Below are 12941 nucleotides of genomic sequence, written 5' to 3'. Positions count from 1 at the left end.
GGGCGCACCCGTCGGATGCTCAATCGAGCGTCACCGCACGATAACGGTTCACCTGGTCGCTGCCGACCAGGCTGGCCCGGTTGCCCCAGCTGTTGCGGATGTAGGAAACCAGGGTCGCGACCTCGGCGTCGTCGAGCTGGGCGCTGAAAGGCGGCATGCCGAAGGGCCGCGGATTGCCCGCCGTGCTGGGCGGATAGCCGCCGTGCAGCACCGCGCGGATCGCGTTGACCGGCTCCACGTGCAGCACCGCACGGTTGCCCGCCAGCGCCGGGAAATGCGGCGGCTCGCCGGCGCCCGTCGATTTGTGGCAGTCCACGCAGTGCTTTTCATACAGGCCGGCCCCGGCCCTGAGCACGCGATCCAGTTCCGGCCCGGCGGCCGGCGGCGGCGAGCTGCGGGTCTGCCCCTGCGGCAGCGTCTTCAGATAGACGGCCATCGCGCGCACGTCGTCTTCGCTCAGATGCTGCAGGCTGCCCGCCACCACTTCGGCCATCGGTCCCGACACCGCGCCGCGCGCTGATACGCCGTTGCGCAGCAGGTCGGTCAGTTGCTGCGTGTCCCAGTCGCCCAGTCCGCCGTCGGCCTCGCCGGTCAGCGCGGACGCGTACCAGTTGAGCATCGGGATCATGCCGCCGCCGAGGTCCGCGCCGGTATCGGTGGCGCCGAGCGCATTGCGCGCGGTATGGCAGGCGCCGCAATGGCCGAGACCCTGCACCAGGTAGCCGCCGCGGTTCCATTGCGCGTCGCGGCTCTGTTCGGGCCGGTACTCGCCCGCCCTGAAATACAGCGCCCGCCAGCCCGCCAGCAGCGGCCGGAAATTGAACGGGAAGCGCAGGTCCGGCTCGCTACTGGCCTGGCGTACCGCCGGCAGGCTGCGCAGATAGGCGTACAGCGCATCGGAGTCGCCGCGGGTGACGCGCGTGTAGTTCGGATAGGGGAAGGCCGGATACAGCAGCCGGCCGTCCTTGCCCTTGCCGTTATGCAGCGCCCGCCAGAAGTCGTCCGCGGTCCAGTCGCCGATGCCGGTCTCGCGGTCCGGCGTGATGTTGGGCGCAGGGATCGCGCCGAACGGCGTGCGGATCGCGCGGCCGCCCGCATAGGGGGAGCCGCCGCGCTCGGTGTGGCAGGCCATGCAGTTGCCGGCGCGCGCGAGATAGGCGCCGCGTTCGATCATCTGCGCCGCCGGCAGCGGCGACGGCGGCGGCGGACTGCCCGCATCCTCGCGCAGTCCCAGCCAGGCGACGACCGCCAGCGCGATACCGGCCAGCAGCAACAGGAGCAGCGAGGCTTTGATCCAGGTTCTCATGGCAGTCCCCTTCAGCCCGGCACGCTGCCGCAGGCGACGGGCAGCCTGACCGAGGCGGCGGGCGCGGGCGCGCTGTCGGTCGGCACCGGCTGGGTCGCGAGCCAGGCGGTGACGGCGCTGATGTCGTCCACGTTCAGCTGTCGCGTGATCTCCCCCATGCAGTCGGGCGCGGCCGCGCGCCGCGTGCCTTCGCGCCAGGCGCCGAACTGCGAGTTCAGATAGTCGCGCGGCAGGCCGAGCAGACCGGGAATCGCCGGTGCCACGCCGGTCAGCGTCTTGCCGTGGCAGGCGATGCAGGCGGGTATGCCGCGCTGCGCGTCGCCCTGCAGCACCAGCGCCCGCCCGCGCGCGAGCGTGTCGGCGGAGGCCTCCACCCGCTGCGGCGGCGGATAAGGCAGACGCTGGTCGGCGAAGAAGCGCGCCATTTCATGCAGGTAGTCGTCGGACAGATGCTGCACCGTATAGGTCATCAGCGGATACTGGCGCCGCAGGCCGTCGCGGAAATTGATCAGCTGGTTGGCGAGATACCCGGCCGGCTTGCCGGCGATACGCGGATAGTAGCCGTCGCTGGCGGCGCGCCCTTCCTTGCCATGGCAGCTCATGCACGGGGCGACGCGGGCGGCGATATCGCCGGGCGCCGGCAGTTGCTGCGCGTGCGCGGCGCCGGCGAGCAGCGCGGAACAAGCGAGCAGGGACAGCGGATGCGACAGGGAAAAAGCCATGGCGTTTGTGCGTATCGAAACCCCAGATTGTAGGGGAAGTGGAAAAACCGGGATGGCGGCAACGCGCCCGCGCGGATAGAAGCCGCGCCGCGTGCGGTCATACCGGCTTTGACCGGGGAAAATTTCATGCGCCCTGCCTGCCTGCTTCTGCCATGGCTGCTGACGGCATGCACCTCGGCCGACCCCTGGCGGCATTTTCCGCCGCAGTCCCGTCCGCAGCCCGACTTCGCGCCCGGCAGTCCGGGCGCGCAGGCGCCGGTGCCGTCTCCGCCGCAATCCCGCCCCGCCGCACCGCCCGCGCCTGAAGGACGGCGGGCGGTGCCCGCGCAGATCGTCCGCATGCCATCGCCACCCCCGCCGCCGCCCGCGGTACCGGCGCCGGTACTGCCGCCGGCACCCGGGGCCGATGGCCCGCGGCCCATCATCACCTGCGACGGCCTGTCATGCTCGACCCCCGAGGGCCGGATGCAGGGGGGCACCGGCAATGTCCATCTCGACCCGGGCGGCCGCCCCTGCCATGCCGCCGGCGGCTGGCTCCAGTGTTTCTAGCGGTACAGGCCGCGGGTGCGCGCGAAGAGCCGCACCAGGCCGAGCAGGGCGTCGATGTTCGGCGTCGGCACGCCCGTCAGTTCGCCGATCTCGCGCACCGCGCCCACCAGCGCATCGATCTCCAGCGGCTTGCCGGCTTCCGCGTCCTGCAGCATGGAAGTCTTGAACGCGCCGAGTTTGCGCGTGACCGCGATCCGGTCGTCGCCGCTCTGCGTGATCGGACAGCCGATGCGCGCGCCGATCGCCGCCGCTTCCGCCATCGCGGCCAGGCAGAAGCCGCGCAGCAGCGGATCGTCGAGGATGCGGTCGGCGGTGGCGCCGGTGAGCGCCGATACCGGATTCATCGTCATGTTCCCCCACAGCTTGTACCAGATGTCGGTACGGATGTCGGCGCTGGCCTCGGCCTCGAAGCCGGCCTTGCCGAGCAGCGTGCACAGGCTCTCCACCCGCCCGGACCGGCCGCCCGCGGGTTCGCCGAGGATCAGCCGGTTGCCGAAGCCGGGGCGGACGACGCCGGGTTCGGGGCAGGTACTCGACAGATGCACCACGCAGCCGACCACCTGTGCCACGGGGATGGCCTGCAGCAGCGCGCCGTCCGGGTCGAGGGACTGCAGGCGCGCGCCGGCAAGCGTGCCCTCGTGGGCGCCGAAGAACCACCATGGCACCCCGTTCATCGCCGTAAGGATCGTGGTGCGCGGTCCGATCAGGGGCGCGATCGCCGCTGCCACCTCGGGCAGGGCGGTGGCCTTCACCGCCAGGATGACCAGGTCCTGCGTGCCGGCCGATGCGGGATCGGCGGTTGCCCGTAGCGCGGCCGTCCGCGTGCCGTCCTGCAGCTGCAGCCGCGCGCCGTGCGTGCGCAGGGCTTCAAGCGTGCCGCCGCGCGCGATCGCCGTCACCTCGCAGCCGGCCAGCGCCAGCCTGGCGCCGATCAGCCCGCCCACTGCCCCGAATCCGTACACCGCAATCTTCATACCGGCCCTCCAGCCCGTTGTCTCGTCCGCCGGGAAGTGTAGCGCGGACCGGCGCGGCCGTTTCGCCTCACATATTCATGGCATGCGGGAGCCGGGCGGATATGGCAGGATGCGGCCCGACAATGGGAGGAGAATGCGCATGAAGACGCTGTTGTTACTATTGCTGGTCGCGCTGTGCGGCATCGCATGGCGCAGCCCCGACATCATGGACGCGCTCGGACGCGCACGTCCCCAACCGCAAGCCGTGCAGCTTGTCGTGCCGCCGGGCGGGCAGGCTGCCGGGCAGAAGGCGATGAGCCTGCATGAATACGCGGAGCTGGCCAGGACCGACCCCGATGCCTACCGCAAGCTGCTCGACAGCATGCGGGCCCCGGAAGAGCGCAGCGAGGCGGACAAGCTGATGAATTTTCTGGCGCGCGGAAAGCATGAGTGAGGCCGGAACCGGCTACTGCCACATCCTCGCCTCGAGCGGGCGCGGAGCCCCGATCCAGTTGCCCTGCGCATAGTCGATGCGCAGCTCCCGCAGGCGTTCGTAGATGCTGGCATCCGACACGTACTCGGCGATCGTGCGCCTGCCCATCACGTGGCTGATCTCGTTGGCGAAACGCACCATCTCGTGGTCGACCGCGCTCTCGGCCATCATCGTCACGAACGAGCCGTCGATCTTGATGAAGTCGACCGGCAGCAGCTTCAGATAGGAAAAGGACGTCATGCCCGCGCCGAAATCGTCGAGCGAGAAGCGGCAGCCGCGATCCTTGAGCGTCTCGATGAAACGGATGGTGCGCGCCGGGTCGGCGATCGCGCCGTTCTCGGTGATCTCGAAGCACAGCTTGTCCGCCGGCACCGACGAGTTGTCGAGGCAGGTCAGTGCGTACTGCTGAAAGGACTCGTCGGCCAGGGTCCGGCGCGACAGGTTGATCGTCGCCATCTCCAGCCGGTCCACATGTTCCGGCTCCCCCTCCAGCCAGTCCAGCACGCGCTTGAGCACCCAGCGGTCGATGGCGGGCATGAGGTCGAAACGCTCCGCCGCCGGCAGGAAGTCGGCGGGCCCGATGCGGCTGCCGTCCCGGTCCTTCAGCCGCAGCAGGATCTCATAGTGCAGCAGGCCGCCCTGCTGGTTCACCGCGGCGATCGGCTGGTAGAACAGTTCCAGGCTGTCGCCGCGCAGCGCATCGTTGAGGCGGCCCACCCAGTGCATGTCCTTGAGCCGGCGGGTCATCGCCGCGTCCTTGTCGCCGTGCACATGCACCCGGTGCCGTCCGTTCTCCTTGGCCAGGTAGCAGGCGTGGTCGGCCAGCCGCATCAACTGTTCGACCGAGGTCGCGCGCGCGGTGATCGGCACCACGCCGATGCTCGCCCCGATGCGGAACACCCGGCCGCAGTAGTCGAAGCGGAAACCCTCGGTCGCTTCCAGCAGCTTGTCGGCAACGCGGGCGGCCTCCGCCGCGCTGCAGCGGTCGACCACCAGCGCGAACTCGTCCCCGCCCAGGCGCGCGAAGGCATCGCGTTCGCGCAGCACGCCGCGGTAGGCCCGCGCCAGCTGCTGCAGCAGCGCATCGCCGGCGGCGTGGCCGCAGGTATCGTTGACGATCTTGAACTGGTCGAGGTCGAGATAGATGAGCGCCGCATTGCCGCTGCCGTCGCGCACATAATCGAGCGCCGACTGCAGCCGGGTTTCGAACTCGCGCCGGTTCAGCAGGCCGGTCAGGCTGTCGTGGCTGGCCTGGTGCGCGAGCGTCTGCAGCAGCGCATGCATGGGACTGACGTCGTGCAGCGCCAGCACGGTACCCAGCAGACGCCCCGCCGGGTCCTGCATCGGCGCGGTGCTGACATCCACCGCGAATTCGCGGCCGAAGCGCGAGCGCAGCATGCAGTGGCGGAACGTGGTGGCCGCGCCTGCCGCGCCAAGGCATTCGGCGAGCATGTCGGCATGCGCCGATTCATGCGGCGCATGCAACTGGAGCACGGAGGACACCGCGATGCCGCGCGCCTCATCCAGCGGCCATCCGGTCATGCGTTCGGCGGCAGGGTTCAGGTATTCGATATTGCCATTGGCGTCGCTGATGATCACGCTGTCGGTCAGCAGGCGCAGCGTGATATGGGCGCGCTCCCGCTCCACCGCCAGCGTGGCCTGGGTTTCCTGCAGCGCGCGCACATCCTCGAACATGTCCATCAGCACGCGGCCGATGGCGGCTTCGGAGCGGTCGCGGCGCATGCTGCCGGCGCAGGCCTGCAACGCGCAGGTGAGTTGCTCGCTCTCCTCCTGGGCGAGACGCGCCTCATGCACGTCGATGCCGGAACCGTGCAGCAGATGGGGACCCGTCATTCCGACCCGCTGCCACTGCGCGCGCAGCCGGAACCAGCGGTACTGGCCGTCGCCCGAGCGCAGCCGGAGGTCGGCGCAGACGGGCGCGGCGGTTTCGCCGCTCCAGGCGCGCGCCGCCGCTCGCCGCAGCGCGCGACGGTCGTCGCCGTGCACCAGATCCAGCCAGTCGCGTGCACGGCCGGGCAGCCGGTCTCCCATTCCCAGCATGTGCACGAAGCGCCGCGATACCGCCACGTTGTCGGTATGCGGATTCCAGCGCCAGCGGCCGGTCGCCGTCTGCTCCTCGAAGCGCCGGTACGGGGTCAGGTCGACCGCCAGCCGCGCAAAGAAACCGGCCGGCCTGCCCTCGCCCGCGAGCGGCAGCAGGCTGCATCCGGTCCAGATCAGCGAGCCGTCACGCCGCCGGTTCCAGGCGTCCGCGCGATGCAGGCCGTTCATGCGGGCGGCATGCAGGGCGTCCAGGGACTTCCGCCTGTCCTGCCCGTCGCCGTGCAGGATGCTGACATGCCGTCCGATCACGTCCCCCGCCGCGTAGCCGTACAGGCGCTCGGCGCCGGCGTTCCAGCTGAGGATGGTGCCTTCGGGACAAAGCAGCATCACCGCGCAGCGCGCGGCGCGGTCGGCGAGCATGCAAGCCTGTTGCGCGATGCCCTGCGCAGGCAGGGGGAGGGAGGGAATGGTCAGCATGGCGTCACTTCACTTGTCTGGAGCTGAGCGGAGGAAGCCGCCGGGGAGCGCCGCGGGCCGGCGCTCCCCGTTTCTGTGCACGGGCTCAGGGATTGGTATCGGCGCTGCCGCTCACGCCGGGCTTGCCGGCGTACACGCTCACGTCGCCGGAAGGCGTGACCCTCGACACCGCGTGGCTCGAGCGGTCCGCGACGTACACATTGCCGCTGCCGTCGAGCGCGATGCCCTCGAGCGACTGGAACGCGGGCGATGCGGCGACCACCGGCGAGATCGTGCCGACCGCGCTGACCCTGTGCACGCTGCGCGCCGCCGCCAGGTACACGTTGCCGGCGCCGTCGGTGGCGATGGCAAAGGTGTCGCGGAAGGCGGCCGGCCCGGTTTCTCCCCCGAGCGTCCCGGCCACGGTGCTCACCGCGCCATCGGCGGCGATCTTGCGCACCAGGGTGCTGCCTTCCGGCAGGTTGGGCGCCGGCGGGCCGTACCAGTCCGTCACGTACAGGTTGCCCGCGGTGTCGAGCGCGATGCCCTGCGGGTTGAGGAAGGTGGCGGTGGCCCGGCTGCCGTCGGCGCGGCCGCGCATGCCCTGCGTGCCCGCATGGGTGCTGACCGTGCCGTCGGTGCCGATGGCGCGCACCACGTAGTTGCCCGAGTCGGCGACGAAGACGGTGCCGTCGGCCGCGACCGCAACGCCCCAGGGGCGGTTGAAGCGGGCAGCGGCGCCGGCGCCGTCTGCGTAGCCGATGACGCCCGCGGCCCCGGCCAGCGTCGTGACGTTGCCGGCGGGCGTGATCTTGCGTATCGCGCTGTTGTCGGCGACATAGACATTGCCGCTGCCGTCGACCGCGATGCCTGTCAGCAGCGAGAAGCGCGCGGCGGATCCGCTGCCGTCGCTGCTGCCGCTGATGCCCGGCGATCCCGCAAGCGTGAGCACGGTGCCGTTGGCGGCAACCTTGCGGATCGTGAAGTTGGCGCTGTCGGCGACATACAGGTTGCCGGCGCCGTCCATGGCGAGGCCGACCGGCTGGTTGAAGAGGGCTTGCTGCGTGACGGGCACAGTGGTGGCCGAATCGCCGCCCGTCGGGGTTGAGGTGTTGGATGATCCGCTGCCGGTCGGGGAAACGCCCGAGGCCGGGGCCGCGCCGCTGGCGCCGCTTCCCTCGGCGCTGCTGTTGCCGGAGGACCCGCCGCCGCATGCGGCGAGCAATGCGCAAAGAAGACCTGCCGCGAAACGATTAGTTGATGTCGAATGAAACACGATGCACCTCAAACATGAATGTAGCTCCCTGAAAACTTGTTTTTTGGCCATCATCCACGAGGGGTGCGCGCATGCGCTTGAGAACCGTCAACGGGGCGCCTCAAGGGAGCAACGCTGTTGTTTCTGCGTCTGATTCTTCAAAGCAGTGCACTCGCGCAAGCGCCGCTTCCGGAGTGAAAAAACGAGAGGAAAAAAAAGCGCCGGCACGAGCGCCGGCGAAGCGATCAGCTGGCCTTGCCTGCCTGCAGCGCGGCAGCGGTACGCGCGTCGGCGGGAAAGAAGGATTCCAGCGCGAGTTCCGAGAGCGTGACATCCACCGGCGTGCCGAACACCGTGATGGTGCTGATGAAGGACAGCACGCCGGCCTCGGTGCGCAGGCGGAACGGCACCGCGATCGATGCGGACTCGTCGTGTTCCTGTCGAGGATGGTCTGCTCCCGGCGGCGCCGGATAGGCGGACAACTCCTCCAGCAGGCGGGCCAGCACCGGGTCGCCGCTGGCCGCGATCTGCCGCCGCAAGCGTTCCAGCAGATGGTCGCGCCACTCATGGTAGTTGTCGATGCGCGGCGCCACGCCCTCGGGACGCGGCGCCACGCCCTCGGGATGCAGGCTCAGGCGCAGCACGTTGACCGGCGGCGCCAGCAGCGCGGGCGGCACGCCGGCCAGCAGCGATTGCAGCGCCTGGTTGGCGGCCACCAGGTTCCAGTGGCGGTCCACCGCCAGCGCCGGGTAGGGTTCATGACCCGCCAGCACCAGTTCCATCGCTCGCCGGGCGGGCTCGAGCTGGGGGGCATCGATCGCGCGTTCCGGATACATGGGCGCGTAGCCGGCGGCGATCAGCAATCTGTTCCGCTCGCGCAGCGGAATGTCGAGACGCTCCGCAAGGTGCAGCACCATTTCGCGGCTCGGCAGCGAGCGGCCGGTCTCCATGAAACTGAGGTGGCGGGTCGAGATTTCCGCCTCCAGCGCGAGATCGAGCTGACTCAGGCGGCGCCGCTGGCGCCACTCGCGCAAGTGTTCTCCGACAGTGGGGGCATGTGCGTTCATGTCCGCCATCATAGCCGAGGCAATGATGGCGCCCCATTACCTGCCAGGTAATCGACCCGCGGCCGGGGCTGACCGAACATGGGATCAACGCGGCATGTTCGCCGCCGCGTACCGACCCTCAAACTTCATGAAAGGAATCGCCATGTTCAAGCTTGACTCGCCCCTGTTCCTGCGCCGCGTCCTGCTCGCCGATGCCGCCGCCAGCGCCGCGACCGGTCTGCTGCTCGCCTTCGGCGCCGATCCGCTTGAGCCGCTGCTCGGTCTGCCCGCGGTCCTGCTGCGCACGGCGGGCTATGCATTGCTGCCTTTCGCCGCGCTTGTCTGCCTGCTGGCGACGCGCAAGCACATTCCCCGCGCCGGGGTATGGGCAGTCATCGTCGTCAATGCGCTGTGGGTGGTCGACAGTGTCGTCCTGCTGGCGTCCGGCCACGTCACACCCACCGTGCTGGGGCAGGCTTTCGTCGTCGCGCAGGCAATCGTCGTCGCGACCTTCGCCGAACTCGAGTTCGGCGCGGTGCGCCGGGTGCGGGCCCTCGCGGCATAGCGGTCGCCGCGAGGCGGCAACGGGTTCGCTTCGGCGCGAACCCGTGTTCGTGTTCAGTAGCGGCTGTAGCGCGTCTGGCGGACCGCGCGTCCGGTCATGCGCGACTTGACCTTGCGCCACAGGAAGCTGGCCACCGCCAGCATGATCATCTTTCTCATCTGAACCTCCGGTATCGGCGCAGCGGATCATCCGCTGCCTACGCCGGTATGACCTCCACCCCGCGGGCTTGTTCCGGCCTGCGCCAAAGCAAGCGCCCGAACGCAGTGGCGATTGCACGATCTCAAGACGATCGGCGCCGAGCGCCACGATGATAGGCCGTTCCCATCCCTTTCCCGCATGCCACCGGGACCGCATGAAACACTCGGAGAAACGCAAGCAACGCATCCTGCACCTGTTCCGGGCGAGAGAGCTGCTCACGGCTGCCATGCTGTCGCTCGCGTTGCTCGTCACCTACAAGCTGTGGGAGACGGCACAGCGCGCCGCCGACCAGACGGTGCAGACGGCCTTCGATTTCGGCGTGCAGGAATCGAACGAGCGCATCCGCCAGCGCCTGGCGATATACGAGCAGGTGCTGCGGGCCACCGTCGGCTTCTTCAATGCCGCCGAGAACGTCACGCGCGAAGAGTTTCGCGCCTATGTCAATGCCTTGTCGCTGGCGGAAAACTTCCCCGGCATCCAGGGAATCGGTTTTGCCCGGCTGCTGCAGCCGGGCGAACTGGAGAAGCATGTGGCGGCGGTGCGGGCGGAAGGGTACCCGGAATACACCATCCATCCCGAGGGCCCGCGCGAGATCTATACCTCGATCGTGTACCTGGAGCCTTTTCACGGTCGCAATCTGCGCGCCTTCGGCTACGACATGTATAGCGACGCCAACCGGCGGCGCGCGATGGCGGAAGCGCGCGATCTCGGCCAGGCCGCCATGTCCTCCAAGGTCATCCTGGTGCAGGAAGGCGGCGGGGACATACAGTGGGGCTTCCTGATGTATCTGCCGGTGTATCGCAATGCCTTGCCGCACGCCACCGTGGAAGAGCGCCGCGCCAATCTCCTTGGCTGGGTCTACGCGCCTTTCCGGGTCGAGGATTTCATGCGGGGCATCGGGCGCGAGCACAGCGCCGGGCTGGACATCGAGGTCTATGACGGTCAGGGGCGGGACAACCTGATGTACGACGGACATGACGATGTGCGGGCGGCGTCGCTGCCCCTGCACCGCAGCGACGCGCTCAAGGCGGCCGGCCGCACCTGGATGGTTTCCCACGGCGCGCTGCCCGACTTCGACAGCCGCATGCGCTCGGACCGGCCGCAGCTGATACTGCAGGCCGGCATCAGCATCAGCCTGATGCTCGCGCTGCTGACCTGGCTGTTCCTCGACGACCGCGCGCGCGCCCTGCAGGCGGCGGACCAGGCGCTGCAGCTCGCGCTGTTCGACGCCCTGACCGGCCTGCCCAACCGCAAGCTGCTCGACGAACGCCTCGGGCAGGCGATGGCCAGCGCGAGGCGCCGGCAGGGACAGCTCGCGCTGCTGTTCATCGACCTCGACCGCTTCAAGCCGGTCAACGACAGTTATGGCCACGCCTGCGGCGACCTGCTGCTCAAGGAAGTCGCGCTGCGCCTGCAAAGCTGCATGCGCGAGTCGGACACCGCCTCGCGCCTCGGCGGCGACGAGTTCGTGGCGCTGCTGTCGGTGGTGGACGGCGAGGGCGCCGCGCGGCTGGTGGCCGAAAAGATCCTCGCCCGGCTCACCGAGCCCTACGAGGTGGCGGGGCATACCTTCGATATCTCGGCCAGCATCGGCGTCGCGCTCTATCCGCAGCACGGCGTCGACAGCAAGAGCCTGGTCAGGAGCGCCGACCTCGCGATGTATGAAGCGAAGAACGCAGGGCGGGCCACGGTGCGTTTCGCACCGGCGCCGTCATGAAGCGCGGTGCTTCTCGATGCGGTTGCGGCCGAGACGCTTTGCCTGCATCAGTGCACTGTCGGCTGCCTCCGTGAGCGCGGTCGCGCTGTCGACCAGCGGAAAGGCGGCGAGGCCGGCGCTGAAACTGGCATGGAGCGCGCCGTCGGGATGCGCATGCGGCAGCTCGGCAAAGTCGGACCGGATGCGGTCGATCACCGCACCCGCCTGATCGAGCGAGACTTCGGGCAGCGCGATGATGAACTCCTCGCCGCCATAGCGTCCGATCAGGTCCACCGAGCGCAGCCTGCCCTTGAGCAGCCAGGCCAGGCCGCGGATGACCTGGTCGCCGACCGGATGGCCGTAGGTATCGTTGATCGACTTGAAGTGATCGATATCGATCATCGCCACCGTCAGAGCCGAGCGCCCGTCGGATTCCTCCACCAGCGCGCTCAGGCGCGACTTGGCCGCGGTGTGGTTGAGCAGCCCCGTCAGGCCGTCGAGACGCGTGGAGCGCTGCACTTCGCGGAAGCGTTCGATCCGGGTTTTCACGACCGCCGCCAGCAGCACCGGATTGAAGGGCTTCATCAGAAACTGGTCGCCGCCCAGCCGCAGCGCCTCGACCTGCATCGCCACATCCGACTCGCCGGACAGATAGACGATGGGCAGCGAGGCATAGGCGCCCATCTGGCGCAGCACCCGCGTGGCCTCGACGCCGTTGAAGCGCGGCATGTGCATGTCCATCAGCACCAGGTCCGGGCGGTACTCTTCCAGCGCTTCCAGCAGGCGGCCGGGGTCGTTGATCGCAAAGGTATCGATGCCGTGCTGGGCCAGCGTGCGCTGGATCAGCGCCACCGCCACCCGCGAATCCTCCACCACCAGCACGCGGTACTGCTCCTGCTCGTTGGTCTGCACCAGGTCGAGCACGCAGTTGAGCGCGAGCGCCGGCTGGTCGTCCGAGGGGATGGTGATGTCGATGCCGGCGCGCATGAGTTCGACGACAGGTTCGATCGCGGACGGTACGCCGAGGTAGACCAGCTGGCTGGCGGGACAGCTCGCGCGGATCGCCGCCACCCGCCGGTACTCCGCCGGCGTCGCGGCATCCCCGCCGGAGACGAACAATACCGCGAGCGGCTTGTCGTCCGGCAGCAGCTCCGAGGACCAGTCGATGCGGGAGACGCGAAAACCGAAGAACTGCAGCTGGCCGCTGAGCGCATCCGCCATCTCCGCCTTTTCGGCGGCGGCGATCATCCAGATCGAGCGCGGCTTGATCCATTCGATCTCGCTGGCGGGGACCGTCTCCGCGTCGCGCCGCTCGTTTCGCACCAGGCGCGAGCTGGCGACCGAGCCGGCCAGCGTATCGATCTGCCGCTGCAGCGACTGCATTTCCCGCTGGGGAATGGGATGGGTGGAGACGTCGCCGAGACGCACCAGTGCCGCGTTTTCGAGGCCTTCGCACAAGCGCACGAGGCCGGGAAGCCGCAGGCGGTTGAAGTATTCGGCAAGGCTGTTGACCGCGACCGCGAATTCGATGAACTGCTCGAAGCCGCCTTCGGCCACGTATTTTTCCCACCGGCTGCGCAGCACGTAAAGCCGGTCCTCGATCGGATTGTGGGAAGTCGGTGGCATGGCGATTACTGG

The 12941-nt window shown here is 69.1% G+C and carries 12 protein-coding genes; 5 read left to right on the top strand and 7 right to left on the bottom strand.

The window, feature by feature from the left end; translation table 11 throughout:
* Positions 1-19: 19 nt before the first annotated feature.
* Together NCCP691_RS11825 and NCCP691_RS11820 are read right to left on the bottom strand one after the other, a co-directional pair.
* Positions 20-1306: a cytochrome c gene (locus NCCP691_RS11825; protein ID WP_220808525.1), complete on the bottom strand. Its 1287-nt coding sequence runs from the start codon at positions 1304-1306 to the stop codon at positions 20-22.
* A gap of 11 nt (positions 1307-1317) precedes the next feature.
* Complete coding sequence (locus NCCP691_RS11820) at positions 1318-2028, bottom strand: c-type cytochrome (RefSeq protein ID WP_220808524.1); 711 nt, start codon at positions 2026-2028, stop codon at positions 1318-1320.
* Positions 2029-2154: 126 nt separating this feature from the next.
* On the opposite strand from NCCP691_RS11820, the gene NCCP691_RS11815 reads away from it, so the two are divergent.
* Positions 2155-2577, top strand: a complete 423-nt coding sequence (locus NCCP691_RS11815; RefSeq protein ID WP_220808523.1) for a hypothetical protein — start codon at positions 2155-2157, stop codon at positions 2575-2577.
* Here the strand turns inward: NCCP691_RS11815 and NCCP691_RS11810 are convergent.
* A complete protein-coding gene (locus NCCP691_RS11810; protein ID WP_220808522.1) occupies positions 2574-3551 on the bottom strand; it encodes a 2-dehydropantoate 2-reductase in 978 nt (325 codons plus the stop codon). The genes NCCP691_RS11815 and NCCP691_RS11810 overlap by 4 nt on opposite strands.
* A gap of 139 nt (positions 3552-3690) precedes the next feature.
* Here NCCP691_RS11810 and NCCP691_RS11805 point away from each other — a divergent pair, with 139 nt between their 5' ends.
* On the top strand, positions 3691-3984 hold the full coding sequence (locus NCCP691_RS11805; RefSeq protein ID WP_220808520.1) for a hypothetical protein: 294 nt from the start codon (positions 3691-3693) through the stop codon (positions 3982-3984).
* Positions 3985-3996: 12 nt separating this feature from the next.
* On the opposite strand, the gene NCCP691_RS11800 is transcribed toward NCCP691_RS11805, so the two are convergent.
* The gene (locus NCCP691_RS11800) at positions 3997-6564 is read right to left on the bottom strand and encodes an EAL domain-containing protein (protein ID WP_220808517.1); all 2568 of its coding nucleotides are present in this window, start codon (positions 6562-6564) and stop codon (positions 3997-3999) included.
* An 85-nt stretch (positions 6565-6649) separates the two neighbouring features.
* Positions 6650-7618: an NHL repeat-containing protein gene (locus NCCP691_RS11795; protein WP_220808515.1), complete on the bottom strand. Its 969-nt coding sequence runs from the start codon at positions 7616-7618 to the stop codon at positions 6650-6652.
* Between the two features lie 4 nt (positions 7619-7622).
* Here NCCP691_RS11795 and NCCP691_RS11790 point away from each other — a divergent pair, with 4 nt between their 5' ends.
* Positions 7623-7814 carry a hypothetical protein gene (locus tag NCCP691_RS11790; protein ID WP_220808513.1) on the top strand — a complete coding sequence of 64 codons (192 nt, stop codon included), beginning with the start codon at positions 7623-7625 and terminating at the stop codon, positions 7812-7814.
* A 229-nt stretch (positions 7815-8043) separates the two neighbouring features.
* Here NCCP691_RS11790 and NCCP691_RS11785 read toward each other — a convergent pair whose 3' ends face one another.
* A complete protein-coding gene (locus NCCP691_RS11785; RefSeq protein WP_238482405.1) occupies positions 8044-8865 on the bottom strand; it encodes a helix-turn-helix domain-containing protein in 822 nt (273 codons plus the stop codon).
* Positions 8866-9007: 142 nt separating this feature from the next.
* Between NCCP691_RS11785 and NCCP691_RS11780 the strand changes: the two genes are divergently transcribed.
* Entirely contained in the window at positions 9008-9409 is a 402-nt protein-coding gene (locus tag NCCP691_RS11780; RefSeq protein ID WP_220808509.1) for a hypothetical protein, read from the top strand.
* A gap of 352 nt (positions 9410-9761) precedes the next feature.
* Positions 9762-11324 carry a CHASE domain-containing protein gene (locus NCCP691_RS11775; protein WP_220808507.1) on the top strand — a complete coding sequence of 521 codons (1563 nt, stop codon included), beginning with the start codon at positions 9762-9764 and terminating at the stop codon, positions 11322-11324.
* Here NCCP691_RS11775 and NCCP691_RS11770 read toward each other — a convergent pair.
* On the bottom strand, positions 11319-12929 hold the full coding sequence (locus NCCP691_RS11770) for a diguanylate cyclase (protein ID WP_220808505.1): 1611 nt from the start codon (positions 12927-12929) through the stop codon (positions 11319-11321). The two genes, NCCP691_RS11775 and NCCP691_RS11770, sit on opposite strands and share 6 nt — an antisense overlap.
* Positions 12930-12941 lie beyond the last annotated feature (12 nt).

The sequence above is a fragment of the Noviherbaspirillum aridicola genome, assembly GCF_019656455.1.
Lineage (GTDB): Bacteria > Pseudomonadota > Gammaproteobacteria > Burkholderiales > Burkholderiaceae_D > Noviherbaspirillum > Noviherbaspirillum aridicola.
This window is presented reverse-complemented; position numbering and strand designations above follow the sequence as displayed.